The sequence below is a fragment of the Bosea sp. RAC05 genome (assembly GCF_001713455.1).
Classification (GTDB): domain Bacteria; phylum Pseudomonadota; class Alphaproteobacteria; order Rhizobiales; family Beijerinckiaceae; genus Allobosea.
On record NZ_CP016464.1, the window covers coordinates 3716787 to 3743554 of the forward strand.

Genomic DNA, 26768 nt, shown 5'->3' on the forward strand with positions numbered 1-26768 from the left:
GTCATTGCAGATCGACGAAAGCCTGCTTCAGGCGCTCCACCGACTCGGCCACGACGGCGCGCGGCGTCGCCAGGTTGAAGCGCAGGAAAGACGCCCCGCCCTTGCCGAAGCTCGGGCCGTGATTGGCGGCGATCAGCGCCTGCTTCTCGACGCGGGCAGTGAATTCGGAGGTCGACATGCCGGTGCCCGCGAAGTCGATCCAGGCGAGATAGGTCGCCTCCAGCGGCATCGCCCGCACGCCGGGAATGGCGCTCACCCCCTCCTCGAACAGCCGGCGATTGCCGTCGAGATACGCCACCAGCGCATCGACCCATTCCGCCCCGTCCGGGCTGTAGGCGGCGGTCGCCATCATCATGCCGAAGGAGTTCGGCGAGACGCCCGCGGCGTTGATCGCCGCCGCCAGAGCCGCCCGCAGCGCCTTGTCCGGGACGATGATGTTCCCGACATGGCAGCCGGCGATGTTGAAGGTCTTGGTGGTGGCGGTCATCATCACCAGCCGGTCCATGATCTCCGGCGCCGCCAGCGCCATCACCTGATGCGTGTGGCCGGGCATGACGAGATCGTGGTGGATCTCGTCCGAGACCAGGATCAGGTCGTGGCGGACGCAGAAATCCGCGATCGCGCGCAACTCGTCGCGGGTCCAGACGCGACCACCGGGATTATGGGGCGAGCAGAGCACGAACATGCGCTCCGTGCCGGTCATCATCGCGTCCCAGGCGGCGATGTCGAGGACATAGCGGTCATCCTCGATCGCGAGCTGGCACTCGACCACCTGTCGGCCCGCCGCGGCGATCACGCGGGCGAAGGCGTGATAGACCGGCGTCATCAGCACGACGCCGTCACCCGGCTTCGTATAGGCGGCGACGCAGAGCGCCGTGCCGTTGACGAGCCCGTTCACCGTGAAGATCGAGGCCGGCTCGACCGCCCAGCCATGGCGGCTCTGCATCCACCAGCAGATCGCGTCGTGATTGGCCTTGCTGTCGCCGAAATAGCCGTAGAGCCCATGGGCCGCCATGCCCTCGAGCGCCGCCTGGACGCAGGCCGGGGGCCGGAAATCCATGTCGGCGACCCACATGGCGATGCCGTCCGACGCCGGGACGCCATAGAGCGGCTGCATCATGTCCCATTTCGAGGAATGGGTGCCGCGGCGGTCGATCCGCTCGTCGAAATTCGGGGCGCTGCTCATCATCGGTCCTCAATCGCTCGGCGGGACCGGCCGGCCGGCCCTGCCCGTCAGACATGTCGCGTTCGTCGCCTGCGGGCCAGTTGCGCAGCAGATGGCCGCCATGCCCCAGCGGCGCGCCGCCGCCTCCGGAAGCCTAGCGCGCGCCGAACGGCTCGAAGCCCGGCAACGCCTTCACGAGGGCCCGGAAGGCATCGCCGCGCACCTCGAAATTGGGGAACTGGTCGAAGGAGGCGCAGGCCGGCGACAGCAGCACCGCGATCTCACCCTGCCCGCCATGCGCCAGCGCGTCCTGCGTGGCCTGCGCGACGGCAGCGTCGAGCGTGCCGCTGCGCAGATAGGCCACGCGGCCATCCGCGTCGAAGGTCGCCGCGAAGAGGTCGCTCGCCGCGCCGATCAGATAGGCCCGGGCGATGTTGGGGAAATAGCGGCGCAGGGACTCGATGCCGCCCTCCTTGGCCTTGCCGCCGAGGATCCAGAAGATGTCGCGGAAGGAGGTCAGCGCCTTCTCGGTCGAATCCGCATTGGTCGCCTTGGAATCGTTGATGAAGACGACCCGGCCGATGCGGCCGATCTCCTCCATGCGATGCGCCAGCCCGGGATAGCTGGCGAAGCCCGCCGCGATCTGCTCGGCCGTGAGCCCCAGCGCGAAGCAGGCGGCGAAGGCGGCCGCCGCGTTCTGCGCGTTGTGAGAGCCCCGCAGAGATCCGATCCCGGCGAGATTGGCGACGATGCGCGGCTTGCCGTCGAGCACCTGGACGATCCGTGTCTCCAGCGTGCCGGCATTGGCGGTCACGCCGGCAAAGACGCCGTCGTCGAGCGGCTGCTCGCCGCTGATCTTGACCAGCTTGCGGCCGGACGCCGCGCGCCGCCGGGCCATCTGCTTGGACAGCTCGTCGTCGACGCCGATCACCGCGATGTCGGCCGCAGTGACCAGCCGCTCCTTGATCGCCCCGTACTGCTCGAAGGTCCCGTGCCGGTCGAGATGATCCGGCGTCAGGTTCATCTGGATGCCGACGCTCGGCGCCATCGAGGGTGCGAGATCGATCTGGTAGCTCGAGCATTCGACGACATGGATGCGGCCGGCATCCGGTGGCTCCAGCGCCAGCACGGCGGTGCCGATATTGCCGCCCATCTGGACGTCGCGTCCGGCGGCCCGCAGCACATGGGCGATCAGGGCCGTCGTCGTCGACTTGCCGTTCGTGCCGGTGATGCAGACGACCGGCGCGGCCGGCGCGATCGCAGCCCGCTGCCGGAAGAACAGATCGATGTCGCCGATGACCTCGACGCCGGCGGCCTTCGCCTTCTCCACCGTCCAGTGCGGAACCGGATGGGTCAGCGGCACGCCCGGCGCCAGGATCAGGCTGTCGAAGCCCGCCCAGTCGGCCGTTGCGAGATCGACGACCGGGATGCCCCGGCCCGCCGCCTTCTCGCGGCTCGCGGGATTGTCGTCGAAGGCCTCAACCTGCGCCCCGCCGGCGATCAGCGCCAGCGCGGTGGCGAGGCCCGAGCCGCCGAGCCCGAACAGCGCGACGCGCTTGCCGGCAAAACAGGTGACCGGCGTCATCTCAGCGCAGCTTCAGCGTCGACAGGCCGATCAGCGCCAGCACCACGGAGATGATCCAGAAGCGGATCACGACCTGCGGCTCGGTCCAGCCCAGCTTCTCGAAATGGTGGTGGATCGGCGCCATCAGGAAGACGCGCTTGCCCGTGCGCTTGTAGACGAAGACCTGGATGATCACCGAGAGCGCCTCGATGACGAAGAGCCCGCCGACGATCGCCAGCACGATCTCGTGCTTGGTCGCGACTGCGATGACGCCGAGCAGGCCGCCCAGGCCGAGCGAGCCGGTATCGCCCATGAAGATCTGGGCCGGCGGCGCGTTGAACCAGAGAAAGCCGATGCCGGCGCCGATCACCGCGCCGCAGACAACGGCGAGTTCGCCCGCGCCGGGCACGTGATGGATCTGCAGGTAATTGGCGAAGATCGCGTTGCCGGTCAGGTAGGAGATGAAGCCGAAGGTCGCCGCCGCGATCATCACCGGGACGATGGCGAGGCCGTCGAGGCCGTCGGTGAGGTTCACCGCGTTGCCGGCACCGACCACCACGAAGGCTGTGACGAGCGGGAAGAAGATCCCGAGCGGGATGATCAACTCCTTCAGGAAGGGCATGGCGAAACCCGATGCGATCGCGGGCGGGCCGAGTTCCATCACCGCCCAGCAGGCGACGAGCGCGATCGCCATTTCGAGGCCGAGCCGCGCCTTGCCGGAGAAGCCCTTGTGGGACTGCTTGGTGACCTTGAGATAGTCGTCATAGAAGCCGATCGCGCCGTAGCCGATCGTCACGCCGAGCACGACCCAGACATAAGGGTTGCGCAGATTGCCCCAGAGCAAGGTCGCCACCAGCAACCCGCCGAGGATCATCAGGCCGCCCATGGTCGGCGTTCCGCGCTTGGCGAGGTGGGATTCCGGCCCGTCGGTTCGGATCGGCTGGCCCTTGCCCTGCTTGATCCGCAGCCAGGAGATCGCCGCCGGTCCGAAGAAGAAGACCACGAGCAGCGCCGTCGCGGTCGCGCCGCCGGCCCGGAAGGTGATGTACCGGAAGACGTTCAGGATGGGGAACGTGCCCGAGAAGTCGGCGAGCCAGACGAGCATTGGTGTTCGGGTCTCTTGTTCTAGTCTTCTGCCGACGAGGCGGGAAAGCGGGCCGTCAGCGCCTTGACGATCGGCCCCATGCGCGAACCGAGCGACCCCTTGATCATGATGACGTCGCCGGCCCGCACGGTGTCCAGCACGAGCGGCTCGAGCCCGCTCGCCTGCGCGGCATAAGCCCCCCGCAGGGTCGAAGGCAAGCTGTCATAGAGGCCGCGCATCAGCGGGCCGCAGGCGAAGACGCTGTCGATGCCGTTGGCGGTGATCGCCGGCCCGAGCCCCTTGTGCAGTTCGGGGCCCGTCGGCCCGAGTTCCAGCATGTCGCCGAGCACGGCGATGCGCCGCCCGCGGCCACCCACCGGGATGCGGCCGAGATTCTCGATCGCCGCCTTCACCGAGGCCGGATTGCCGTTGTAGCTCTCGTCGATCAGCGTGAACGGGCCGCCGGCCGCCTCGAGCCGCTGCTGCGCCCCGCGCCCGGCAGGCGGACGCAGATCACCCAGCGCCAGCGCCGCCAGCGCCAGATCGGCACCGATCGCCTTCGCGGCCGCCAGCACGGCGAGCGAATTGATCACGATGTGCTTGCCCGGGCTGCCGAGCCGGTAGGTGATCGGCTGCCCCATCACCACCGCATCGACGGTCGAAACGTCGGAGCGCAGCGCGCAGGAGATCAGCCTGACATCGGCTTCGAGGCTCTCGCCGAAGCGGATCACGCGCCCGGCCGGGCCGGACCTGGCGATGCGCTCCAGCAGGTCGGCCTGGGGGATGTCGGCATTGAGAATGGCGGTGCCGCCGGGCTCCAGTTCCCAGAAGACGCCGGCCTTCTCCTCGGCGATCCCCTCCAGCGAGGAAAAGGCCGCGAGATGGACAGGCTGGATCGTCGTGATGATCGAGACCTGCGGCCGCACCAGCTTCGCCAGCGGCAGGATCTCGCCGGGGTGGTTCATGCCGATCTCGTAGACGGCGTAGTCCACGTCGCGGGGCGTCCGACACAGCGTCAGCGGCACGCCCCAATGGTTGTTGTAGGAGGCGACCGGCGCATGGGTCTTGCCCTGGCGCGAGAGCACCAGCCGGAGCGCCTCCTTGGTGCCGGTCTTGCCGACGGAGCCCGTGACCGCGATCACGCCGGCCTTCAGCTCCGCCCGGCGGACCGTGCCGGCGCGCTCCATCGCCTTGAGCACGTCGGGCACGATGGCGAGCGCGCCCCGGCCGGCGAACTGGGCCGCATGAGCCTCGTCGACCACGGCGAGCGCAGCACCCTTCTCCAGGGCCGCCGCGACGAAGTCATGCCCGTTGCGGGCCTCGCCGGTTATGGCGAAGAAGGCGTCGCCCGGCTCCAGCGTGCGGGTATCGATCGAGATGCCCGTGACGGCGGTCGGGACCGCGCCATCGGCCCGCGCACCCAGCGCCGCGACCAGTTCGTCTCCGCTCCAGAGAGGGGCGCTCATCCTGCGATCTCCGCGATAGCCGTCCGCACCACGTCCTGGTCGGAGAAGGGATAGGTCCGGTCGCCGATGATCTGGCCGGTTTCATGGCCTTTTCCGGCCACGACCAGAACATCGCCCGGCATCAGCATGGCGACGGCGGCCCGGATCGCCTCCGCCCGGTCGCCGATCTCGCGCAGCTTCGGCGACGCCGCCATCACCTGCGCCCGGATCGCGGCGGGGTCCTCGCTGCGCGGATTGTCGTCGGTGACGATCGCGATGTCGGCCTTCTCCGCCGCGATCGCCCCCATCACCGGGCGCTTGCCGGTGTCGCGATCGCCGCCGCAGCCGAAGACGCAGATCAGCCGGCCGGTCGCATAGCCCCGCAGCGTCGAGAGCACGGCGGCCAGCGCATCGGGCTTGTGCGCGTAGTCGACCACGACGAGGCCGCCCTTCGCCTCGCCGACGCGCTCGAGCCGCCCCGCCACGCCGGTCAGCCCCGCGATCGCCTGCAGCGCGCGGTCCGGGGCATCACCGGTCGCGATCGCCAGCGCGGCGGCGACCAGCGCGTTGCCGGCCATGAAGTCGCCAACGAGCGGCAGCGTCACGCGGTGTTCGCGGCCGTCGACCGCCACGGCCAGCTGTTGCGAAAAGCCGTCGCGGACGCTCGCGACGAGCCGGATCGTCTCGCCCTTGCGGCCGATGCCGATCAACCGGTGTCCGGCGGCAAGGGCCGCCTGCGCCGCCTCCTCCGCATAGGGCTCGTCGCGGTTGATCACGACCGGCGCCCCCCTGGGCAGCAGCGTCCAGAGCCGCAGCTTGGCGGCGAGGTAGTCGGCCACCGTCGGATGATAGTCGAGATGGTCGCGCCCGAGATTGAGGAAAGCGCCCGCCGCCAGCCGGACGCCGTCGAGCCGGTGCTGGTCGAGCCCGTGCGAGGAGGCCTCCATGGCGAGATGGGTCACGCCCTCCCCGGCCAGGCGGTCGAGCGAGGCGTGCAGCGACAGCGGGTCCGGCGTCGTGAGCGAGCCGTAATCGGCGCCCCTTGCGGTGACGATGCCGATGGTGCCGAGGCTCGCCGCCTCATGGCCGAGCGTCTGGAAGATCTGGCGGGTGAAATCGGCAACCGAGGATTTGCCGCTGGTGCCGGTGACCGCGACGATGGTCCCGGGCTGGCGCGGATGGATCTGCGCGGCGGCCAGCGACAGCGCGAGACGCGGCTCGGCGACCTCGGCGAAGGCGACGGCCGGGTCGAGCCCGTCCGGGCGCGGCCCGCCCGAGACCACAGCGATGGCCCCCTTGCCGACGGCATCCTGAATGAAGCGCGCGCCGTCCGCCTTGGCACCGGCGAGCGCGACGAAGACGTCGCCCGGCGAGACCTTGCGGCTGTCGAAGGCGACGCCAGCGACGGTGCGCCCGGCGTCGGAGGCGAAGGCGCCCGGAAACAGGCGGCCGAGGCTGAAAGCTTCTGTCATGATCGCTCGCTAGCGTGGCGCCCGACCCGCGGCAAGCGTCAGCGCGTGCCCCAGGCTCCCAGCCGCGCCATCAGCGGGAAGGGCGCGGTCGGCGGCTCGAAGCGCGGCGGCAGACCGAGGATCGGCGCGGTGCGCTCGATCACCTTGCCGGTGGTGATGCCCGCGTTCCAGGCGGCGGTCGAATAGCCGCCGCTCTCGGCATAGCCCTTGGGCTCGTCATAGATGGCCAGGAACAGGTATTTCGGCTTGTCCGACGGCGCGATCGCCGTGAAGGTCGTGAAATTCTTGTTCTTCGCATAGCGGCCGTTGATGACCTTTTCGGCCGTTCCGGTCTTGCCGCCGACGAAGTAGCCCGCCACATCCGCCTTCCGCGCCGAGCCCTTCTCGCCGTTGAGCCGCATGATGAAGCGCATCGCTTCCGAGGTCTCGGGCTTGATCACCCGAATGCCGGTCTTCTTCGCCTCGGCTTCTGTCCGCTTCAGGAAGGTCGGCGTGATCAGCGTGCCGCCATTGACCAGCGCGGCCACGGCCGCCATCGCCTGCAGCGGCGCGACCGCGAGACCATGCCCGAAGGCGATCGTGGCGGTGTTGATCTCGCCCCAGCGCTGCGGAACGATCGGCGCAGCGCTTTCGGGCAGTTCGGTCGTCATCCGGTCTAGCTGCATCATCTTGCGCAGGAACGCCTTGTGGCCCTCGACGCCGACGGCCAGCGCCATCTTGATCGAGCCCATGTTCGACGAGTGCAGGAAGACCTCCGGCACGGTCAGGGTCCGGCCCGTGCCGTGGTACTCCTTGATGACCTGGCGGCCGAACCGCATCATGCCGCCGGCGGTCGAGTAGCTCGAATTGATGTTGGCCTTGCCGGAATCCAGCGCCATCGCGATGGTCAGCGCCTTGAAGGTCGAGCCCATCTCGTAGACGCCGACATTCATGCGGTTGATCCGGTCCTTCTCCAGCGCATCGACCGGGTTGCCGGGGTCGAAATCCGGCAGCGACACCAGCGCGATCATCTCGCCGGTGTTGACGTCCATGATCGCGCCTGCGGCCGCGATCGCCCGGTACTTCTCGATGCCCTTCGTGAGTTCGTCGCGCAGCGCGTGCTGGGCACGCAGGTCGATCGACAGCGTCATCGGCTTCAGATCAGAGGCCTCCGTCGCGAGGCCGGCGCCGTTGAGATCCTGCAACCCCTGCGAGTCGATGTACTTCTCGATTCCCGCGATGCCGACATTGTCGACATTGGCGAAGCCGAGCACATGGGCGGCCGCCGTCCCGTTGGGATAGACGCGCTTGTTCTCGGGCACGAAGCCGACGCCGGGAATGCCCAGCCGATGGACCTCGGCCTGCTGGCGCGGGGTGATCTCGCGCTTGATCCAGACGAAGCCCTTCTTGGTGCCGAGCTTGTCGCGCAGATCCTTGGCGTCGAGATCGGGCAGGACGGCGGTCAGCAGTTCCGTGGCCTCGTCCTTGTCGAGGATCTTCCGCGGTTCGGCGAAGACGGAGACGGTGCGGATGTCGGTCGCCATCACCTCGCCGTTGCGATCGACGATATCGGGCCGCGCGGCCGAGATTGCGGTCGAGGTGGCGCGGCGCAGGCCGACCTGCTCGTTGGGCAGCGTCGCGAGCATGACGAGGCGCCCCGTGATCGCCAGGAACAGCACCGAGAAGCCGAGGATGACCAGGCCGACGCGCGGCTGGCTCTTCTCGCCGCTCATCCGGAAGACATCGCGCAACGCACCGAAGCGGCGCCGGGGCGCGGCGTCCGTTGCGCTCTCGGCCACGGCCTCGGCGGCCTTCGTCGCGGTCTCGCTCATGGGCGGCCTCCCGGCGTCGTGGCGCTCGGCTTGCGATCCCTCGGGGTCTCGGTCGGGAGCCCGAGGCCGAGATCCTCGAGCTTGCGGCCGATGGCGTCGACCTTCGGCCCGCGATTGGGCACGTCGGCCATGCGCACCACCTGCGTCACCGAGAAGGGCTGCAGATCGAGATGGCGCTCGGCCAGCGCCTGCAGCCGGTCGGGGCGGTTGAGGAACTGCCACTCGGCCTTCAGCACCGCGATCGCGTCACGCTCGCGGTGAATCTTCATGCGGATCTTCTGGACCTGCTCGGCCTCGAGCGTGGTCTCGTATTTGATCGTGTAGGCGTAGAAGGCCGAGGAGACGAGCGCACCGATCGCGACCACATGCAGCAGCTTGATCATGCGCGGGGCCTCCGGCGGGGCTGCGGCTCGGGCAGGCCGGCGAGCGCGACGAGATCGGGATCGGCGGGGCGAGCCGGCGCCTCGTTGCGCGCCGCCGCCCGCAGCTTGGCCGAGCGCGCCCGCGGATTGAGCCGCATTTCGGCTTCCGACGGCCCGACCGGTCCGCGGTTGACGAGGCTGAAGGTCGGCTGCGACGCAGCCACCACCGGCGCATGGCGCGAGCCCGCCGGAGCGCGCCCGGAACGCTCGGCCAGGAACTGCTTGACGATGCGGTCCTCGAGCGAATGGAAGGTCACGACCACGAGCCGTCCGCCCGGCGCCAGCACGCTTTCGGCCGCGTGCAGCGCACGCACCAGCTCGCCCAGCTCGTCGTTGACGGCGATCCGCAGCGACTGGAACACCCGCGTCGCCGGATGCGCCCCGCCGGGCTCCGTCCAGACGATGCCGGCGACGAGATCGGCGAGTTGCTTCGTCGTCGTCAGCGGGGCCTTGCGCCGCGCCTCGATGATCGCGCGCGCCACGGCGCGGGAACGCCGCTCTTCGCCGTAATGGTAGAAGATGTCGGCGAGGACGCCCTCCTCCGCCTCGTTGACGAGATCGGCGGCGCTGCGCCCCTCGCGGCCCATGCGCATGTCGAGCGGCCCGTCGAAGCGAAACGAGAAGCCGCGCTCGGCCTGGTCGATCTGCATCGAGGAGACACCGATGTCGAGCACGATGCCGTCGAGCGGCACGCGCCCGAAGCGCTCCGCCTCCTCCGCCAGTTCGCCGAAGCAGGCCTGCGCCAGCGTCAGCCGGCCGTCCATCTCCGCGACGAGGCCTGCGCCTCCGGTGATCGCCGTCGGGTCCCGGTCGAGCGCGAGCAGGCTGAGATCCGGCGCAGCCTCGAGAATTGCGCGGGCATAGCCCCCGGCCCCGAAGGTTCCGTCGAGATAGCGCCCGCCCGGCCGCGGCGTCAGCGCGCTCAGCACCTCCGCGAGCAGCACCGGCACATGCGCCGCGCCGCTCTCGGCAGGCCCTTCGGCCAGATGTCCGCGCGTTTTCGAGCGACCCGGCATCAGCCCGCGCCCCCAGGCGTAGGCGGCGAGGCCCCCAGCGCCCGCTTGACGTCCCGCAGTTTCGCCCTGGCTGCGTCGAGATGCGCCCGGAACCGCTCCGGTTCCCAGATCTGGAATTTGTGGCCGTGCCCGACGAAGGTCACCGTCTCGGAGATCCCGGTGTGGGCCCGCAGCGCCTCGCTCAGCATGATGCGTCCCTCCGGATCGACCTTCAGCACCTCCGAGGTGCCGTTCAGCGCCGTCGACAGCGATTCCCACTCCTCCGAGAAGGGCGAGAAGCGCGCCAGGATGTCGTCGATCGTCCGGCGCAGGGCATGCCCGCCGGCATCGAAGGCGGCGAGATCGAGTGCCGGGTGAACGTAAAGCCCCTCGTAGCCGTCCTTCGCCAGGACGGCCCGGAAGCTGGAGGGAATCGAGACGCGGCCCTTCGCATCGAGCCGATTGGTGAAATTCGAGACGAAGCGGTCCGTCAACGCCGCCTCCCGGCCTGCTCTTCAACCGGACGCCGACCCACGCGCTTGGCGGGGCGGTAGCCCCCCGTCGAAGCAGGCATGGCGCGACCTTCGACCAGTTTCCGCGCGGCACACGGACCCTGATCTGGCGGCTGCCTGCCGGCTTCGACGGGATGATTTGGGATAGCATGGGCCTTTATGGGCGTCAACGGAATCGGGTCCGCGCAGCGTGATCCGCGCAGTCGTCGCGGCATCACAGCCCGTTAAGGTTAAGTATCCGTAACCACGCGCGATTCCGTTTCGGCCGGGCGTCGGACGCCTTGCGCCGCCTCGCCGAGGCCACCCAAAAAAATTGTCCTGTGCTTGATCCCGCGCGGCGGCCGCAGGAGACGTTTCGCGCCCTGCGGATGTCGGACAGGAAACCTCCCGCCATGGTTGAGCGCGACACCGACGACGTGCATCCCGGCAGCCACCCGATGGGCGGCGAAGCTCCCCCCGGCCCAGCGCGCGCTCGGGCCGGATCGGAACCTTTGTCCGACCCATCGCTTCCCAGATCACACGCCACGCCGCGGCCCGCCGGAACACGCCCCTGGCGGCAACCCGCGTCCGCGATCACGTCACCGTGAAAGAGGGCGATTTAATCGTTGACAATTTAATTGCGCACGATCTAATTGGCGACAACGAGATCACGGCCACGGGCGCCTTCCGCCCGCGGCCCCACAGCGAAGGAGCTCACCATGAAGACCCTCTACACCGCACATGGCTCCGCCACCGGCGGCCGCGAAGGCAAGGCCGCGACGGACTCAGGCAATGTCAGCGTCGTTCTCAATACCCCGAAGGAGCTCGGCGGCGGCGGCGGCGAGGGCACCAATCCCGAGCAGCTCTTCGCCATGGGCTATTCCGCCTGCTTCCTCGGCGCGCTCAAGTTCGTCGCCGGCAAGGAGAAGGTGAAGATCCCGGAGGACGCGAAGGTCAGCGCCGCCGTCGGCATCGGCGCGCGCGACGATGGCACAGGCTTCGGCATCGCCGTCGCGCTGACGGTCTCGGTGCCCGGCGTCGACAGGGCGGTCGTCGAGGACCTCGTCCAGAAGGCCCATATCGTCTGCCCCTACTCGCACGCGACGAAGGGCAACATCGACGTCGACCTCAAGGTGGCGTGACGCCGACGGGGCTCGCAGGGGGTTGACGCAATTCGCTCCGGTGAGTCGGATGGAGCGATGTTCGAGAACCGGAGCGGAGCGGACGTCTCGTCCGCGAGCACCGGAAGCGCAGGACATCGCTTCAGCCGGCCGCCGGAGTAGAATTGCCAGCCGGCCTGTAAGCCGGGTTTTGGATGGCCGGGAGATCGCTCCCCCGACGTGACGGCCATTCCTCTGGGACGCGCATTGCTGCGCGCCTCGAGCAACCAACCCGGACGACAAGGCCCGGAAAAGGCCCCTCCCCGCTTGCGCGAGAAGCATCGTCCCTATTCGGTTTTGCTCCCGGTGGGGCTTGCCATGCCGTCCCCGTTGCCGGGTCCGCGGTGCGCTCTTACCGCACCTTTTCACCCTTACCCCGCGCCGAAGCGCGAGGCGGTTCGATCTCTGTGGCGCTGTCCCTGGGGTCGCCCCCGCCGGACGTTATCCGGCACCGTTTTTCCGTGGAGCCCGGACTTTCCTCCCTCGCGCCAAACCTGGGTTCTTGCGAGAGCGGCCGTCCGGCCGACTGGCGGGAGGGCTAGTGCGCGCTGCGAGCGGCCGCGTCAAGCATCGCAGATGAGGTGCAGCAGGCTAGACCATGACGGAACGCGCTGCGGCCAGTCGGCTGGCGTGGCCTTCGAGAACCGGAGCGGAGCGGACTTTCGTCCGTGAGCACCGGAAGCGCAGAAGGCCGCGTCAGACGGCCGTCGGAGTAGCGTTCAGTTGCGGGCGGTGATGGTGCGGACCTTGGCGCAATAGGTCCGGTTGGCCCCGCTCATGCGCGTCGCCATGTGGCCGCTCTGATACTTCATGATGGTGCGGCAGGTGTCGCCGCCGGCGGCGCGGTAGGCTAGCGCCAGATATTTCATGGCGTAGCGGGCGTTGGTCTCGGGATCGAGCAGGCCGCCGGCCGGGCCCGCATAGCCCATGCCGCGCGCCGTCTGGTGGCGGATCTGCATGAGGCCGTAATTGCCGGCATTCGCGGCGCGGGGATTGTAGCGGCTCTCGATCCGAACCACCGCGTCGGCCAGCGAGAACGGCACGCCATTGGCCGCCGCATGGCGCGCGACCAGCGCCTTCAGCCCCTCCGAACCGACGGGAGCAGCCAGAGCGGCCGCGGCGACGGCGACGGGAGACCGCTTGTCCTTCGCATCCGCAGCCGCGGCCGGGACCGCCGCCGTGGCCTGCGCCTTGTCCTCGCCGGCTCCGTCGTCGGCTTTGGCGCGCTGGATCTCGGCGTCCCGGACGATGAACGCACGGGCGTCCGTCTCGTCATTGACCTGGGCATGGGCCGGCTGAAGGGAGGCGAGGCAAATGGCGAGCGCGGCACTGGCGCCGCTGGAGGTATACCGCATCTTTGACTGAACCCTTGCTACCGCCAATTGGCTGGGAGGGGCAGTCCAGTGACCAGTAAATGTGACGAGAATCTGTTCGCCGATTCGGAAATTGGCTCGAACGCGACAGTACTCGATCTTCTATTCGTTATTTTACTATCAAGTATTGGCGCTGTATTCAGCCCGCCGGCGACCTTCCGCCTCGCGGCTCGCCTGTGTATTCCAGCCGGCTCAGCACTTTCTGCCACTTTTTTGCCACAATTGCCGTTAGCGAGTCGATAAGGCCGCCGATCGGCGCGCGGCCGGGCTGTCGGCTCCCGCCTCTTCCCGCTATCATCGCCGCCTTATCCCGAGGCCCGGAGTCGCCTGCACCATGGTATCGTCTTTCTGGGGGCTGCTGGGCGGCGGCGGCCTCGGCCTCGTGCTCGGCGGCCCCCTCGGCGCCCTTCTCGGCGCGCTTGCGGGCCATATGCTGGTCGATCGCGAAGGCGCGCCTTTCGGCGCGGCGCCGCGCGAACTCGTCTTCACCACCGGTCTCGTCGCGCTCGCCGCCAAGATGGCGCGCTCGGACGGCGTGGTGACGCGCGACGAGGTCGCCGCCTTCCACCGCATCGTCACTGTCCCGCCCGAGCAGCAGGCGCGCATCGAGATGCTGTTCGATCTCGCCAAGCAGACCAGCGCCGGTTTCGAAGCCTATGCCGGGCAGATCGCTGAGAGCTTCCGCGACGAGCCGGCCCTGCTCGAGGACGTGCTCGACGGGCTCTTCCTGATCGCCGCCGCCGATGGCGCGATCCACCAGGACGAGCACGCCTATCTGCGCGACGTCGCGATGATCTTCGGCATCGACGATACCAACTTCGCGCGCATCGAGGCCCGCCATGTCCGCCGCGCCGACGATCCCTATCTCGTGCTCGGAGCCTCGCGCGAGATGACCGACGACGAGCTCAAGCGGCACTACCGCCAGCTCGTCGTCCAGAACCACCCCGATCGCGAGATCGCCCGCGGCCTGCCCGAGGAGGCCGTCGCCATCGCCACCCGGCGCCTGGCCGCGATCAATGCCGCCTGGGACCGGATCGAGCGCGAGCGTGGCCTGCGAGCGCGGCTGACGAGCACCCCGGCATGAGCCGCGACGCCACACCCGACAGCCACTTCGCCGCCAAGGTCTTCCCCTCCCCCAACCATGGCGAACGCAAGGCCGGCGCCGCCGGACAGGAAGGCGGCCCGACCGAGGGCGCGCCGCGCCGGCCGGACATGCTGATCCTGCACTACACCGGCATGCGCGACGCCGGCGAAGCCCTGCAATGGCTCTGCAACCCGGTCTCGCAGGTCTCCTCGCATTACTTCGTCTTCGAGAACGGCCACACGCTGCAGCTCGTGCCGGAAGCCCGCCGCGCCTGGCATGCCGGCGCCTCGCATTGGGCCGGCGAGACCGACATCAACTCCTGCTCGATCGGCATCGAGATCGCCAATCCGGGTCATCCCGGCGGCCTGCCCGATTTCCCGGAAGAGCAGATCGCCGCCACGCTGAACCTCTGCCGCGACATCTGCGAGCGCTGGGCCATTCCCCCTGAACGCGTGCTCGCCCATTCCGACGTGGCGCCCGGCCGCAAGATCGACCCCGGCGAGAAATTCCCCTGGCGCCATTTTGCGGAAGCCGGCGTCGGCCTCTGGAGCGAACCCGCGCCGATCCGCAGCGGCCGCTTCTTCGCCCGCGGCGACTCAGGCCAGCCGGTCGAGGCGCTGCAGGCGATGTTCGCGATGTTCGGCTACGGCGTCGCGGTCGACGGGGTCTATGACGAGAAGCTGGAAGCGGTGGTCGCCGCCTTTCAGCGCCACTGGCGCCAAGACAAGGTCGACGGCGTCGCCGACGCCTCGACCATCACGACCCTGCGGGATCTGCTGGCGGCGACGCAGGGGGGAAGGACGGGGTGATAAAGGCGTGGGTCTTGTAATATCTGGGTTTGGGTCAGCTATCGACCCATAGCGGACGTTTGATCTACCTGCGGGATTATTGCGCTATTTGCTGATCCTATTCGGCGCTGTATACGGCGCGCTGAAGATCATTTTATCGGACCGGTCAATATCATGGCTTTAAAGAAGTGTAACCTGACCGATTTCGTCCGCCCCGATGTGGGCCGTAGTATTGTTGTGAGCGCCCTCGACAGCGTAGGCACAGATCGCTTCAACAGCAACTTTTATCACATCGACGAGAATGGCGTGAGTTTTATATCGTTTAGTATCGGTCCTCGCTTCGTATCAAAGAATATATGCGGAACCAAAATGATAAACAATCTCGGGGAAAAATGCGTCCTATTCGACAGATTTGTGAATATAGCTGCCCCGCACAATCGCAATTTAAAAATAGTCGATAAGTCATTCGTGCATGAAAATCAAACACTAGATGTCAGTGATATACTGTTTTCAGTTCTACTTGATTTTAATTGTCGATTCGATTTTTCGTACCGTTACAATTTACTTCATTTAAGTTCGATACGGTTTCCAGGGCCTGAAGCTTTGTCCGAGACAAATTTTAGCCGTGAAGATTACATCAACAAATTGGGCTGGTAGCCCGAACCAGCGATGTTGCGCATTGGACCAGTTTCAGCCGTCAGATCCCGACCATAGCCGACGCGCCTCGCGGCGGCCAGCACCCCTGCTGCGGGTGCGTGGTCGCACTTCTGCTATCGACCCATAACAGCCTCGCGCATTTGCCAACGCCCTCGTCACAAAGTAAGGATTATTCCTTACATTTCCAGCGACGGAGTATCTCATGGCGACCCTCGTTTACGAGCGCAGCAAGATCACCGCGAAGGGGCAGACCACGGTTCCCAAGGCCGTGCGTCAGGCGCTGGGCGTGAGCTATGGCGGCGAGATCGCCTATGTCGTCGATGAGGGCGGCCGGGTCAGCCTGGTGGCGGCGCAGGAGGAGACGGACCCCGTGATCGACGGCTTCCTGGCGTTCCTCGCGCGGGACATGGCCGGGAACCCTGCGAATCTTGCCGCCTTCCCTCCCGCTCTCGCGGAACGGATGACTGCGCTCACGGCCGGAATGAGCGTCGATCTCGCCGAGGAGATCGACGGGGACGTCGCGCTCTGAGCCATGATCGTCAACGGCTGGACGATCTTCGCCCATCCTCTCCTGCTCGATCAGCTCGAGCGGGCGACGTCCGCCGTCGAAGCCGCCAAGGCGGCCGACCCGGCGGGCTTCCAGCGGACGGCAGAGGCGAAGCTCCTCGCCATGCTCGCCAGGCTCCTCTTCGAGATGATCCCCGCCGATCCGACCCGACCTGAGTATCGCCAGGGCGACACGCTCGGCGCCGCCCGGAAGCACTGGTTCCGGGCCAAGTTCGGCAATGGCCGCTTCCGGCTGTTCTTCCGCTTCGACAGCAGGACGAAAATCATCATCTTCGCCTGGGTGAACGACGAAACCACCTTGCGGACCTACGGCGCGAAGACGGACGCCTATCGCGTCTTCAAGGGCATGCTCGACAAGGGCAACCCGCCCGACGATTGGAAGGATTTGCTCGCGGCGGCCTCCACGGAGCCGGTCGTCGCGCGACTGGAAGGGGCCAAGCCGCGATAGCGCCTGCCCGGGATTTGGGGGCGGCGATCCAAGGCTCTCGCAGGGCCTGAATGCTCGCCCGCGCATGACCCGAAACAACCGGAAACCTGCCTCTCCCCAACATTGCGGTAAGTTAACTCGCCGTCGAACCGGGATTCTGGCATGTTGCGGCGGCTGAAGGACGTCGGCTTCGCCGGCGCGACGATGGGGACCAATTTGCGCAAGTGGTTGATCGGAACGGGTGTCGTGGCCGTGCTCGCGGCCGGCGGCTACTGGGCGTGGCGTCCGGCCGGCGGTCCCTCCAGCGAGGCGGCCTACCGGACGGCCCCGATCGACCGCGGCCAGATCACCGCCGCCGTGCGCGCCACCGGCACGCTGACACCGATGACGACCGTGCTGGTCGGCTCGCAGCTCTCCGGCCAGATCGTCGAGATCCTCGCCGACTATAATTCCCAGGTGAAGGCCGGACAGGTCGTCGCGCGGCTCAACAGCGACCAGATCAGGACCCGCCGCGACGCCGCCCAGGCGGATGTGATGCAGGCGCGCGCCGACCTTCTGGTCAAGCGCGCCCAGCTCGACCGCGCCCGCTCGACACGGCTCAAGGCCAACTCGACCGTCAAGGACCTCGAAGCCCAGCGCGACCGCGTCGCCGCGCAGCTCGCCGATGCGAAGCGCACCTTCGAGCGCCAGACCGAGCTGTTCAGCCGCGGCGCCGGCTCGCAGCAGACGCTCGACACCGCCCGCACCCAGCTCGAGGTGCAAACCGCGACTCTCGCCTCCAGCGAGGCACAGGTCGCCTCGGCCAAGGCCGAACTCAACGGGCTCGATGCCGACATCCTCCTCGCCGAGGGACAGGTGAAGTCCGGCGAGGCGCTGATCGCGCAGCGCGACGCCAAGCTGAAGGACATCCTGATCGACCTCGAGCGCACCGACATCCGCTCGCCCGTGGACGGCGTCGTCGTGCAGCGCCAGGTCGATCTCGGCCAGACCGTCGCCGCCTCGCTCTCGACGCCGACCCTGTTCCAGATCGCGCAGGACCTGCGCACCATCGACATCTACGCCAATGTCGACGAGGCCGATGTCGGCCGCCTCAAGGCAGGCCAGCCGACCACCTTCACCGTCAACGCCTATCCCAACCGCACCTTCGAGGGCCGCGTCGAGATGGTCAGGCTCGGCGCGCAGACCATCCAGAACGTCGTCACCTATACCGGCGTGATCCGGGTCGAGAACCGGGACATGGCGCTGCTGCCGGGGATGACCGCCAATCTCCAGGTCGTGACGGAGGACCGGCGCGACGTGCTGCGCGTCGCCAACGCCGCCTTGCGGTTCCGCCCCGCAGGGGCTGCCGCGCTCACCCCTGTGCCCGCCGCCACAGGCTCCGCCGCCGTCGCGGAGGCCACCCCCGCCGGCCGCGGCGCCGCCCAGGCCAATGCCTTCCGCGAGCGCATCGAGACCGAGCTGCAGCCGACGCCCGAGCAGAAGCAGGCCATCGCCGCCATCATGCAGGAGCGCCGCACCGGCTTTCGCGAGGCCATGGCCGGCATGAGCGAGGACGAGCGCCGCGCCGTCTTCCGCAAGGCGCGCGCCGACATGATCGCCAAGGTCGCCGCCGCGCTCGACCCCGAGCGCAGGGCCAAGTTCGAGGCGATGATGCAGGAGGGCCGCGGTGCGCCGCAGCAGGGCACGCCCGGTCGCGTCTATGTGCTCGGCGAGGACGGCCGCCCGCGCGCGGTGCCGGTCATGCTCGGCCCGACCGACGGCGCCTATACCGAACTCCTCTCCGGCGAGCTGACGCAGGGCCAGCCGGTCATCGTCGGCGGCGGGCCGCGGCCTGCGGCCACCACGCCCGCCACCCCCGCCGGCCCGCCCATGCGCGGCGGCCCGCCGCGGATGTTCTGATGGCCACCCCCTCCATCTGCGCGGCGTGGCCATGCCGCTGATCGAAGCCCGCGACCTCTCGCGCGTCTACGACCTGGATTCCGGCCGCGTCACCGCGCTCGACCGCGTCTCGCTCGACATCCAGGCCGGCGAACTCGTGGCGGTGATGGGCCCCTCCGGCTCGGGCAAATCCACCTTCATGAACCTGATCGGCTGCCTCGACCGGCCGACCGGCGGGCATTACCGGCTCGACGGCGTCGCGGTCGAGACGCTCGGCAGCGATGGCCTGGCGACCCTGCGCAACCGCAAGCTCGGCTTCGTCTTCCAACAGTTCAACCTGCTGCCGCGCGTCGACGCCTGCGCCAATGTCGAACTGCCGATGGTCTATGCCGGGGCCGACCGCAAGACGCGGCGCCAGCGCGCGCTCGCCGCACTCGGCCGCGTCGGCCTGGGTGAGCGTGCCCATCACCGCCCGATGCAGCTCTCGGGCGGGCAGCAGCAGCGCGTGGCGATCGCCCGCGCGCTCGTCAACGAGCCGCGCCTGCTGCTGGCCGACGAGCCCACGGGCGCGCTCGACAGCCGCACCGCGCTGGAAATCCTCGCGCTGTTCCAGGATCTCAACCGCGAGGGCGTCACCGTCGTCCTCGTCACCCATGACGCCGAGGTCGCGCGCCACGCCCGCCGCGTCATCCGCTTCCGCGACGGGCGGCTCCTCAGCGACACGCGACAGGAGGCGGCCGACGCCCGCGCCGCGCTGATGGCTCTCGACTCCCAAACGGCGACTCCGGAACCGGTGCCGGAGGCCGTCCCGTGAGCCTTCTCGAAGCGATCCGATCCGCCCTGTCGGCCATCGGGGCCAACGCGCTCCGCTCGGCCCTGACGATGCTGGGCATCATCATCGGCGTCGCCGCCGTGATCGCCATGGTCGCGATCGGCTCGGGCGCGCGCGAGCGCGTGACCTCGCAGATCAAGTCGCTCGGCGCCAACCTCGCCATCGTTCAGTCCGGCAACGTCACGCAGGGCGGCGCCAGGCTCGGCGCCGGCGCCTCCTCGACGCTGACCGACGAGGATGCGACCGCCATCGCCAGGGAGGTCGACGGCGTTCTGGCCGCCGCCCCCGTCATCGTCACCCGGGCCCAGGCCGTCTTCGGCGGCGCCAACTGGTCGACGCAGATCACCGCCACCGATCTCGATTTCTTCACCGCCCGCGAATGGGATGTCGGCGAAGGGCGCCTGTTCGAGCCCGAGGAGCTGCGCCGCGGCGAGATCGTCGCCATCATCGGGCAGACGGTGGCGCGCAATCTCTTCGGCGAGCAGAACCCGCTCGAACAGCAGTTCCGCATCCGCAACGTGCCCTTCAAGGTCATCGGCGTGATGGCGCCCAAGGGCCAGTCGGCGCTGGGTCAGGACCAGGACGACGTCATTTTCGTGCCGCTCGACACCGGCCGGCGCCGGATCGTCGGCCGCAACTATGCCCGCGACCGCTCGGTCCAGACCATCATGGTGAAGTTCGCCAGCGAGGATGCGATCGCGCCCGGCATCGAGCAGACCAGCGCGCTGCTGCGCCAGCGCCACCGGCTGATGGCGGACCAGGAGGACGACTTCATCGTCCGCAACCTCACCGAGATCGCCAACACCGCCACCCAGGCCGCCAACACGCTGTCCTGGCTGCTGGCCGCGGTGGCCGGCGTCTCGCTGCTCGTCGGCGGCATCGGCATCATGAACATCATGCTGGTCTCGGTCACCGAGCGGACGCGCGAGATCGGCCTGCGGCTCGCGGTCGGGGCCCGCCAGCGCGACGTGCTGGCCCAATTCCTGATCGAAGCAACGACGCTCGCCACGATCGGCGGGGCGGTGGGCATCGCGCTCGGCATCGGCTCGGCGCTCACGATTGCGCGGATCGCGGGCTGGCCCTCGGTCGTCTCGATCGAGACGATCCTGATCGCCGTCGGCGTCTCCGGCATGATCGGCGTGTTCTTCGGCTTCTACCCGGCCCGCCAGGCGGCACGGCTCGATCCGATCGAGGCGCTGCGCCGGGAGTGAAGGGCCTGTCTTTCGCAGGTTGGCGAAAGGGGCGTTTAACCCGTCGCCGCTAACGTAACGCGACTGATGCCTGCCCCCTTCGGGGATCTCCTCGCCATGCTCGACACGACCCTGCCCAAGCCCTCCAGCCATCCCGCCAGCCTCTATCAGGAGGCCCTGTCGGGACCGGGCGGCGCGTGGTCCTGCGATCTCGCGACCGAAGTGCTGACCTGGACCGATGGCGTGTACGACCTGTTCGGCATCCAGCGCGGTCTGAAGCTGCATCGCGCGATGTCGCTCGACGTCTACCAGAGCCAGAGTCGCAGCGAGATGGAACGGCACCGGGCCGCAGCCATCCGCAGCGGCACGGGCTTCGTGCTCGATTGCCAGCTTCGCTCCGGCGGCCGCAGCCGCTGGATGCGCCTGCGCGTCGGCGTCGGCTATGATCAGGGCCGCCCGGTCCGGATCTTCGGCTCGAAGCAGGACATCACGGCCGAAAAGAAGATGTGGGACGGGCTGGTCACGGCCGCAGGCCAGGACCCGCTGACCGGGCTGACAAACCGACGCGCCTTCGAGGAGGCCGCGCGCGAACTCAGCCGCCAAGCGAGCGGGCCGCAGGGCTTTGCGCTCGCCGTGTTGTCGATCGACGATGTCGAGACGCTGCGCGAGCGCCACGACCATGCCGGCGCGCTCGCCTGCCTGCGCTGCCTGGGCGAGCGGCTGGCGCGGCAGTTTCCGGATGCGATCCTCGTCTCCCGGATCGGCGGCGGCGAATTCGCCCTGCTGCTGCGCATCGGCGGCGCCAGCGCGCTCGGAGCCACGCTCGGCAGTGCCCATCGCCTGCTGACCCGCCCCGTCCCGCATGGCAGCGGGGCGATCGAGATTGGCCTGTCGGTCGGCGCGGCGCTGCTCAAGCCCTCGCATCGCGACGACCCGAAGCGGCTTTTCGCCGAAGCCGATTCCGCGCTTTACGTGGCGCGGGCGGCCGGGAGCAACTGCGTGCGGGTTTTCGACGGCATGATCGCGCGGCCAACAGTGGCCGCGCGGACCGGCACGGCCAGTCTCAGCCCTTCACGCTCCTGACGACCTCGGCGACATTGGCGCCGAACGCCTCGGCGGTCTTCAGATCGCCCGGGATCATCTCGTCGACGCCGGCATCGGAAGGCGAGGTCACGAGCAGGCCCTGATAGCCGCCGAGATTGTTGAGGTCGTCGCGGGTGCTGGACTTGGCGTTGGAGGGGTGCATCCCCGTGCCGGTCCAGAGCATCTTGTGCTGGGCGGCGAGCACGGCGAGATAGGCGATGGTCGAGCCCTTGTCGCCGTTCAGCGTCGCGGAATTGGTGAAGCCGGCCGCGATCTTGCCCTTCCAGTCCATCGTATACCAAGGCTTGCTGGAGGCGTCGGCGAACTTTTTGAACTGCCAGGAGACGCTGCCCATATAGGTCGGCGAGCCGAAGACGATCCCGTCCGCCGCCTTCAGCGTGGCCCAGGCGGCCTCGGGCAGGTTGCCGTCGGCATCGATGGCGAGCAGGTCGACGCTGGCGCCCGTGCCGCGCGCACCCCTGGCGACATGCTCGGCGACCCTGGCGGTGTGGCCGTAGCCGGAATGGAAGACGATGGCGATCTGGGTCATGGGGAGCCTCCTGAGGATCGGTGCGTAGGGTGGCCTCAAGATGTTGCGGTGCGACGACGTCCGCAACGGCCAAACGATTGCCGCCGCGCAGGCTCGGGATGGCGCCGGCGCAATGCCGGCTGCGGTTCAGCCAAGCGGTCGGACGAAGACGACGTTCTCGTCGAGCGAGCGACCGGTCTCGCGCCAGCCATGCCGGCGATAGAAGCGCTCCGCCCTGGTGCCAGCACCGGTGGTGAGATGGGCCTGGGCGATGCCGGCCGCCATCAGACCCGCGAGTGCCGCGTCCAGCAGCGCCCGGCCGTGGCCCTGCCCCTCACAATCCGGATCGACGAACAGCGCCCAGATCAGCCCGGTCTGGTGATTGGCGCAGGTGAAGCCGGCGATGTCGCCGCCCGCTTCCGACACCAGGAAGATCGCCTGGTCGCGATACCAGGCGACCTCGGCATCGGTCACCCGCGAGGGATCCGACAGCACGTTCTCGCGCACGCCCATGCGGATCGCATGGATGCGCGGCTGGTCGGCCGGCGTCGCCTTGCGGATCACGGGCGAGGCTCCGCTCATCCGCGCTTGCGCACGAACTCGGTGCGCAGCACGAGGCCGCGGATCGTCTCGTGCCGGCAGTCGATCTCCTCGGGATCATCGGTGAGGCGGATCGAGCGGATCACGGTGCCCTGCTTCAGGGTCTGGCCGGCGCCCTTGACCTTGAGGTCCTTGATCAGGACGACGGAATCGCCGTCGGCCAGCGTGTTGCCGGCGGCATCGCGCACGACGATGCCGTCCGGCGCGGCCGCCGCGGCCATCTCGGAGGCGGGGCGCCACTCGCCCGTCACCTCGTCATAGACGTAGTCGTCGTCAGCCATGTCCGGTCCGTTCCGTGTCCGAGGTCGGGCCGGCAGGCCCTGCGGGGCTATACGCCGCCCCACCCCCATTCAACAAGGGCAGACTGTGAAACCCGCCACGGACGGAGGCGCTACTCCGCCGCCTCGAGCCGGTAGCTCGCGGGCTCGTAGTTGAGGATCGGCGCCAGCCAGCGCTCGACCTCGTGGATCGGCATGCCCTTACGGGCGGCATAATCCTCGACCTGGTCGCGCTCGACCTTGGCGACGCCGAAGTAATAGGCGTCGGGATGAGCGAGATAGAGCCCCGACACGGAGGAGCCGGGCCACATCGCGAAGCTCTCGGTCAGCTTCACGCCGACGCGCTCTTCCGCCTTCAGCAGCTCGAACAGGGTCGCCTTCTCGGTGTGGTCGGGCTGGGCGGGATAGCCCGGCGCCGGGCGGATGCCGCGATACTCCTCGCGGATCAGGTCCTCGTTGGCGAGGCTCTCGTCGGCGGCGTAGCCCCAGTACTCCCTGCGCACGAGCTGGTGCATGCGCTCGGCGAAGGCCTCGGCGAAGCGGTCGGCCAGCGCCTTGACCATGATCGAGCGATAATCGTCGTTGTCGCGCGCGAACCGTTCGGAGATGCGCTCTTCCTCGGCGCCGGCCGTCACCACGAAGGCGCCGATATAGTCGGGCCGATCGACGCCTTCCGGCGCGACGAAATCCGCGATGCACATGTTGGGCTTGCCATCGCGCTTGGAGAGCTGCTGGCGCAGCCCATGCAGCGTCGCCAGCCGCTCCGCGCGGCTTTCGCCGGTGTAGAGCGCGATGTCGTCGCCGACCGCATTGGCCGGCCAGAAGCCGATCACCGCCTTCGGGTTGAACCAGCGCTCGTCGACGATGCGCTTCAGCATCGCCTGCGCATCGTCCCACAGCGCGCGCGCCGCCGGCCCCTGCGTCTCGTCCTCGAGGATCGCCGGGAAGCGCCCTTTCATCTCCCAGGTCTGGAAGAAGGGGGTCCAGTCGATCAGCGGCACGAGGTCGGCGAGATCATAGGTGCGGAAGGTGCGCGTCCCCAGGAAGCTGGGCTTGGGCGGCTGATAGGCGCTCCAGTCGGCCTTGAAGGCGTTGGCGCGGGCCTTCGCCAGCGGCAGGCGCTGCTTGTCGGCCTCCGAGCGGCGATGCGCCGCCGAGACCTTGGCGTACTCGGCCCGGATGCCCTCGACATAGGCCGGCTTCTGGTCCTGCGAGAGCAGGCTCGAGACCACGCCGACGGCGCGCGAGGCATCGGTGACATAGACCGTCTGGCCCTTCTCATAGGCCGGGTGGATCTTCACCGCCGTATGGACGCGGCTCGTCGTCGCCCCGCCGATCAGCAGGGGAATGTCGAAGCCCTCGCGCTCCATCTCGGAGGCCACCGTCACCATCTCGTCGAGCGAGGGCGTGATCAGGCCGGACAGCCCGATGATGTCGACCTTCTCCTTGCGGGCGACGTCGAGGATCTTCTGCGTCGGCACCATCACGCCGAGGTCGATGACCTCGTAATTGTTGCACTGGAGCACGACGCCGACGATGTTCTTGCCGATGTCGTGGACATCGCCCTTCACCGTCGCCATCAGCACCTTGCCGGCGGCCGAGCGCTGCGAACCGCCGTTGAGGCGCTTCTCCTCCTCCATGAAGGGCATCAGATAGGCGACCGCCTGCTTCATCACGCGGGCCGACTTCACCACCTGCGGCAGGAACATCTTGCCTGCGCCGAACAGGTCGCCGACGACGTTCATGCCGGCCATCAGCGGCCCCTCGATGACGTGCAGCGGCTTGTCCGCCTGCTGGCGCGCCTCCTCGACATCGACGTCGATGAAGGCGGTGATGCCGTTGACCAGCGCGTATTCCAGACGCTTTTCGACCGGGTTCTCGCGCCAGGCCATGTCCTTGCCGGAGAAGGACACCGAGCCGTCGCCCTTGAAGCGCGGCGCCGCGTCGAGCAGCCGCTCGGTCGAGTCCTTGCGGCGGTTGAGGACGACATCCTCGCAGAGCTCGCGCAGCTCGGGGTCGAGATCGTCATAGGAGCCGAGCTGGCCCGCATTGACGATGCCCATATCCATGCCGACCTTGATGGCGTGGTATAGGAAGACCGAGTGCATCGCCTCGCGGACCTTCTCGTTGCCGCGGAACGAGAAGGACAGGTTCGAGACGCCGCCCGAGATATGGGCGTGCGGCAGGGTCTCGCGGATCGTCTTGGTCGCCTCGATGAAGTCGTTGCCGTAGTTGTCGTGCTCCTCGATGCCCGTCGCCACCGCGAAGACGTTGGGGTCGAAGATGATGTCCTCGGGCGGGAAGCCGATCTGCTCGGTCAGGAGCTTGTAGGCGCGCGTGCAGATCTCGATCTTGCGGGCGTAGGTGTCGGCCTGGCCGGTCTCGTCGAAGGCCATCACCACCACGGCCGCGCCGTAGTTGCGGCAGATGCGGGCCTGCTCGAGGAAGGCCTCCTCGCCCTCCTTCATCGAAATCGAATTGACGATGGGCTTGCCCTGGATCGTCTTCAGGCCGGCCTCGATGATCGGGAACTTGGAGGAATCGACCATGATCGGCACGCGGCTGATGTCCGGCTCCGAGGCGATCAGGTTGAGGAACTCGGTCATCGCCTTCTCGGAATCGAGCAGGCCCTCGTCCATGTTGACGTCGATCACCTGCGCGCCATTGGCGACCTGGTCGCGCGCCACGTCGAGCGCGGCGGCATAGTCGCCAGTGGTGATCAGCTTGCGGAACTTGGCCGAGCCGGTGACGTTGGTGCGCTCGCCGACATTGACGAAGGGGATCGTCTCGTCGAGCGTGAAGGGCTCCAGACCCGCCAGCCGCAGATAGCGCTTGATCTCCGGCACCTGGCGCGGCGCCTTGCCGGCCACCGCCTGCGCGATCGCCGCGATATGCCCCGGCGTCGTGCCGCAGCAGCCGCCGACGACGTTGACGAGGCCCGAATCGGCGAACTCGGCCAGCATGGCCGCCGTCGCCTCGGGGCTCTCGTCATACATCCCGAATTCGTTGGGCAGGCCGGCATTCGGATAGGCGCAGATCAGCGTGTCGGCGACGCGCGACAGATCCTTGATGTGGGCGCGCATCTCGCGCGCGCCGAGCGCGCAGTTGAGGCCGATCGTCAGCGGCGCGGCATGGCGCACCGCGTTCCAGAAGGCCTCCGTCGTCTGGCCCGAGAGGGTGCGCCCCGACAGGTCGGTGATCGTGCCGGAGATCATCACCGGCAGGCGGATGCCACGCTCGCGATAGACGTTCTCGATCGCGACGATCGCCGCCTTGGCGTTGAGGGTGTCGAAGATCGTCTCGACCAGGATGATCTCGGACCCGCCGTCGATCAGCCCGCGGATCTGCTCGGCATAGGACTCGCGCACCTGGTCGAAGGTCACAGCCCGGAAGCCGGGGTTGTTGACGTCCGGTGAGATCGACAGCGTGCGGTTGGTCGGGCCGATCGCGCCGGCGACATAGCGGCGCCGCCCGTCCGCCTTCTGGGCGATGGCCGCCGCCTCGCGCGCCAGCCGCGCCGACACCACGTTCAGCTCATAGGCCAGCGCCTCCATGCCGTAGTCGGCCTGGGCGATCTGGGTCGAGGAGAAGGTGTTGGTCTCGACGATGTCGGCACCCGCCGTGAAATAGGCGAGGTGGATGTCGCGGATCGCGTCCGGCTGGGTCAGCACCAGCAGGTCGTTGTTGCCCTTGAGATCGTGGTTCCAGCCCTTGAAGCGCTCGCCGCGGAAATCCGCTTCGGAGAACTTCTGGTTCTGGATCTGCGTCCCCATGGCACCGTCGAGCACCAGGATGCGCTCGGATGCGGATTGGCGCAGCGCGCGTTCGATCTCGGCGCCGTCGACGGGGGTGGGCGTGAACTCGGACATGGTG

General features: G+C 68.3%; 23 protein-coding genes and 1 other RNA gene. 9 read left to right on the plus strand and 15 right to left on the minus strand.

Going from position 1 to position 26768, the window contains the following annotated elements; all coding sequences use genetic code 11:
* Nucleotide 1: 1 nt before the first annotated feature.
* From BSY19_RS21095 to BSY19_RS28060, 9 genes are all read right to left on the minus strand, one after another.
* Nucleotides 2-1189: a MalY/PatB family protein gene (locus BSY19_RS21095; protein ID WP_236840420.1), complete on the minus strand. Its 1188-nt coding sequence runs from the start codon at nt 1187-1189 to the stop codon at nt 2-4.
* Nucleotides 1190-1319: 130 nt separating this feature from the next.
* The gene (gene murD, locus BSY19_RS21100; RefSeq protein ID WP_069055856.1) at nt 1320-2750 is read right to left on the minus strand and encodes a UDP-N-acetylmuramoyl-L-alanine--D-glutamate ligase; all 1431 of its coding nucleotides are present in this window, start codon (nt 2748-2750) and stop codon (nt 1320-1322) included.
* Nucleotide 2751: 1 nt separating this feature from the next.
* Entirely contained in the window at nt 2752-3834 is a 1083-nt protein-coding gene (mraY, locus tag BSY19_RS21105) for a phospho-N-acetylmuramoyl-pentapeptide-transferase (RefSeq protein ID WP_069055857.1), read from the minus strand.
* 20 nt (nt 3835-3854) lie between these two features.
* The gene (locus BSY19_RS21110) at nt 3855-5279 is read right to left on the minus strand and encodes a UDP-N-acetylmuramoylalanyl-D-glutamyl-2,6-diaminopimelate--D-alanyl-D-alanine ligase (protein WP_069055858.1); all 1425 of its coding nucleotides are present in this window, start codon (nt 5277-5279) and stop codon (nt 3855-3857) included.
* Entirely contained in the window at nt 5276-6730 is a 1455-nt protein-coding gene (locus BSY19_RS21115; protein WP_069055859.1) for a UDP-N-acetylmuramoyl-L-alanyl-D-glutamate--2,6-diaminopimelate ligase, read from the minus strand. The genes BSY19_RS21110 and BSY19_RS21115 overlap by 4 nt, the downstream gene beginning before the upstream one ends.
* A 38-nt stretch (nt 6731-6768) precedes the next feature.
* Nucleotides 6769-8541 carry a peptidoglycan D,D-transpeptidase FtsI family protein gene (locus BSY19_RS21120; protein WP_069055860.1) on the minus strand — a complete coding sequence of 591 codons (1773 nt, stop codon included), beginning with the start codon at nt 8539-8541 and terminating at the stop codon, nt 6769-6771.
* Nucleotides 8538-8924 carry a cell division protein FtsL gene (gene ftsL, locus BSY19_RS21125; protein WP_069055861.1) on the minus strand — a complete coding sequence of 129 codons (387 nt, stop codon included), beginning with the start codon at nt 8922-8924 and terminating at the stop codon, nt 8538-8540. The genes BSY19_RS21120 and ftsL overlap by 4 nt, the downstream gene beginning before the upstream one ends.
* A complete protein-coding gene (gene rsmH / locus BSY19_RS28055) occupies nt 8921-9979 on the minus strand; it encodes a 16S rRNA (cytosine(1402)-N(4))-methyltransferase RsmH (RefSeq protein ID WP_069055862.1) in 1059 nt (352 codons plus the stop codon). The genes ftsL and rsmH overlap by 4 nt, the downstream gene beginning before the upstream one ends.
* The gene (locus tag BSY19_RS28060) at nt 9979-10452 is read right to left on the minus strand and encodes a division/cell wall cluster transcriptional repressor MraZ (RefSeq protein WP_069055863.1); all 474 of its coding nucleotides are present in this window, start codon (nt 10450-10452) and stop codon (nt 9979-9981) included. Before BSY19_RS28060 ends, rsmH begins: the two co-directional genes overlap by 1 nt.
* Before the next feature lie 716 nt (nt 10453-11168).
* Between BSY19_RS28060 and BSY19_RS21140 the strand changes: the two genes are divergently transcribed.
* A complete protein-coding gene (locus BSY19_RS21140; protein WP_069055864.1) occupies nt 11169-11591 on the plus strand; it encodes an organic hydroperoxide resistance protein in 423 nt (140 codons plus the stop codon).
* A gap of 142 nt (nt 11592-11733) precedes the next feature.
* Here the strand turns inward: BSY19_RS21140 and rnpB are convergent.
* Together rnpB and BSY19_RS21150 are read right to left on the minus strand one after the other, a co-directional pair.
* An RNA gene (gene rnpB, locus BSY19_RS21145) (RNase P RNA component class A) lies at nt 11734-12139 on the minus strand.
* 189 nt (nt 12140-12328) lie between these two features.
* The gene (locus tag BSY19_RS21150; protein WP_083247748.1) at nt 12329-12964 is read right to left on the minus strand and encodes a lytic transglycosylase domain-containing protein; all 636 of its coding nucleotides are present in this window, start codon (nt 12962-12964) and stop codon (nt 12329-12331) included.
* Nucleotides 12965-13316: 352 nt separating this feature from the next.
* Between BSY19_RS21150 and BSY19_RS21155 the strand changes: the two genes are divergently transcribed.
* From BSY19_RS21155 to BSY19_RS21190, 8 genes are all read left to right on the plus strand, one after another.
* Nucleotides 13317-14066, plus strand: coding sequence for a J domain-containing protein (locus BSY19_RS21155; protein ID WP_069055865.1), 750 nt, complete (start codon nt 13317-13319; stop codon nt 14064-14066).
* Nucleotides 14063-14875 (plus strand): N-acetylmuramoyl-L-alanine amidase, encoded by an 813-nt coding sequence (locus BSY19_RS21160; RefSeq protein WP_069055866.1) that lies wholly within the window; start codon nt 14063-14065, stop codon nt 14873-14875. Before BSY19_RS21155 ends, BSY19_RS21160 begins: the two co-directional genes overlap by 4 nt.
* Before the next feature lie 838 nt (nt 14876-15713).
* The gene (locus BSY19_RS21165; protein ID WP_069055867.1) at nt 15714-16040 is read left to right on the plus strand and encodes a type II toxin-antitoxin system PrlF family antitoxin; all 327 of its coding nucleotides are present in this window, start codon (nt 15714-15716) and stop codon (nt 16038-16040) included.
* Nucleotides 16041-16043: 3 nt separating this feature from the next.
* Entirely contained in the window at nt 16044-16526 is a 483-nt protein-coding gene (locus BSY19_RS21170) for a type II toxin-antitoxin system YhaV family toxin (RefSeq protein ID WP_069055868.1), read from the plus strand.
* A gap of 141 nt (nt 16527-16667) precedes the next feature.
* Entirely contained in the window at nt 16668-18404 is a 1737-nt protein-coding gene (locus tag BSY19_RS21175) for an efflux RND transporter periplasmic adaptor subunit (protein WP_069055869.1), read from the plus strand.
* Nucleotides 18405-18435: 31 nt separating this feature from the next.
* The gene (locus tag BSY19_RS21180; RefSeq protein ID WP_069055870.1) at nt 18436-19197 is read left to right on the plus strand and encodes an ABC transporter ATP-binding protein; all 762 of its coding nucleotides are present in this window, start codon (nt 18436-18438) and stop codon (nt 19195-19197) included.
* The gene (locus tag BSY19_RS21185) at nt 19194-20426 is read left to right on the plus strand and encodes an ABC transporter permease (protein WP_069055871.1); all 1233 of its coding nucleotides are present in this window, start codon (nt 19194-19196) and stop codon (nt 20424-20426) included. The genes BSY19_RS21180 and BSY19_RS21185 overlap by 4 nt, the downstream gene beginning before the upstream one ends.
* A 96-nt stretch (nt 20427-20522) precedes the next feature.
* On the plus strand, nt 20523-21488 hold the full coding sequence (locus BSY19_RS21190) for a GGDEF domain-containing protein (RefSeq protein ID WP_069055872.1): 966 nt from the start codon (nt 20523-20525) through the stop codon (nt 21486-21488).
* Here BSY19_RS21190 and BSY19_RS21195 read toward each other — a convergent pair.
* The 4 genes from BSY19_RS21195 to metH all read right to left on the minus strand — a co-directional run bounded on the left by BSY19_RS21195 (nt 21469) and on the right by metH (nt 26764).
* Entirely contained in the window at nt 21469-22038 is a 570-nt protein-coding gene (locus tag BSY19_RS21195; protein ID WP_069055873.1) for a flavodoxin family protein, read from the minus strand. The two genes, BSY19_RS21190 and BSY19_RS21195, sit on opposite strands and share 20 nt — an antisense overlap.
* A gap of 126 nt (nt 22039-22164) precedes the next feature.
* On the minus strand, nt 22165-22599 hold the full coding sequence (locus BSY19_RS21200; RefSeq protein ID WP_069055874.1) for a GNAT family N-acetyltransferase: 435 nt from the start codon (nt 22597-22599) through the stop codon (nt 22165-22167).
* Nucleotides 22596-22898 (minus strand): alkylphosphonate utilization protein, encoded by a 303-nt coding sequence (locus BSY19_RS21205; RefSeq protein ID WP_069055875.1) that lies wholly within the window; start codon nt 22896-22898, stop codon nt 22596-22598. Before BSY19_RS21205 ends, BSY19_RS21200 begins: the two co-directional genes overlap by 4 nt.
* Nucleotides 22899-23008: 110 nt before the next feature.
* The gene (gene metH, locus BSY19_RS21210) at nt 23009-26764 is read right to left on the minus strand and encodes a methionine synthase (protein WP_069055876.1); all 3756 of its coding nucleotides are present in this window, start codon (nt 26762-26764) and stop codon (nt 23009-23011) included.
* Between the last annotated feature and the right edge of the window lie 4 nt (nt 26765-26768).

Excerpts from the sequence above, each read along its gene's own strand:
- murD (WP_069055856.1), bottom strand. The coding sequence starts at position 2,750 with ATGACGCCGGTCACCTGTTTTGCCGGCAAGCGCGTCGCGCTGTTCGGG.
- BSY19_RS21195 (WP_069055873.1), bottom strand. The coding sequence starts at position 22,038 with ATGACCCAGATCGCCATCGTCTTCCATTCCGGCTACGGCCACACCGCC.
- BSY19_RS21110 (WP_069055858.1), bottom strand. The coding sequence starts at position 5,279 with ATGAGCGCCCCTCTCTGGAGCGGAGACGAACTGGTCGCGGCGCTGGGT.
- mraY (WP_069055857.1), bottom strand. The coding sequence starts at position 3,834 with ATGCTCGTCTGGCTCGCCGACTTCTCGGGCACGTTCCCCATCCTGAAC.
- BSY19_RS21155 (WP_069055865.1), top strand. The coding sequence starts at position 13,317 with ATGGTATCGTCTTTCTGGGGGCTGCTGGGCGGCGGCGGCCTCGGCCTC.
- metH (WP_069055876.1), bottom strand. The coding sequence starts at position 26,764 with ATGTCCGAGTTCACGCCCACCCCCGTCGACGGCGCCGAGATCGAACGC.
- BSY19_RS21180 (WP_069055870.1), top strand. The coding sequence starts at position 18,436 with ATGCCGCTGATCGAAGCCCGCGACCTCTCGCGCGTCTACGACCTGGAT.
- BSY19_RS21095 (WP_236840420.1), bottom strand. The coding sequence starts at position 1,189 with ATGATGAGCAGCGCCCCGAATTTCGACGAGCGGATCGACCGCCGCGGC.
- BSY19_RS21150 (WP_083247748.1), bottom strand. The coding sequence starts at position 12,964 with ATGCGGTATACCTCCAGCGGCGCCAGTGCCGCGCTCGCCATTTGCCTC.
- BSY19_RS21170 (WP_069055868.1), top strand. The coding sequence starts at position 16,044 with ATGATCGTCAACGGCTGGACGATCTTCGCCCATCCTCTCCTGCTCGAT.
- BSY19_RS21190 (WP_069055872.1), top strand. The coding sequence starts at position 20,523 with ATGCTCGACACGACCCTGCCCAAGCCCTCCAGCCATCCCGCCAGCCTC.
- BSY19_RS21200 (WP_069055874.1), bottom strand. The coding sequence starts at position 22,599 with ATGAGCGGAGCCTCGCCCGTGATCCGCAAGGCGACGCCGGCCGACCAG.
- BSY19_RS21115 (WP_069055859.1), bottom strand. The coding sequence starts at position 6,730 with ATGACAGAAGCTTTCAGCCTCGGCCGCCTGTTTCCGGGCGCCTTCGCC.
- BSY19_RS21160 (WP_069055866.1), top strand. The coding sequence starts at position 14,063 with ATGAGCCGCGACGCCACACCCGACAGCCACTTCGCCGCCAAGGTCTTC.
- ftsL (WP_069055861.1), bottom strand. The coding sequence starts at position 8,924 with ATGATCAAGCTGCTGCATGTGGTCGCGATCGGTGCGCTCGTCTCCTCG.
- BSY19_RS21140 (WP_069055864.1), top strand. The coding sequence starts at position 11,169 with ATGAAGACCCTCTACACCGCACATGGCTCCGCCACCGGCGGCCGCGAA.
- rsmH (WP_069055862.1), bottom strand. The coding sequence starts at position 9,979 with ATGCCGGGTCGCTCGAAAACGCGCGGACATCTGGCCGAAGGGCCTGCC.
- BSY19_RS21165 (WP_069055867.1), top strand. The coding sequence starts at position 15,714 with ATGGCGACCCTCGTTTACGAGCGCAGCAAGATCACCGCGAAGGGGCAG.
- BSY19_RS21120 (WP_069055860.1), bottom strand. The coding sequence starts at position 8,541 with ATGAGCGAGACCGCGACGAAGGCCGCCGAGGCCGTGGCCGAGAGCGCA.
- BSY19_RS21205 (WP_069055875.1), bottom strand. The coding sequence starts at position 22,898 with ATGGCTGACGACGACTACGTCTATGACGAGGTGACGGGCGAGTGGCGC.
- BSY19_RS21175 (WP_069055869.1), top strand. The coding sequence starts at position 16,668 with ATGTTGCGGCGGCTGAAGGACGTCGGCTTCGCCGGCGCGACGATGGGG.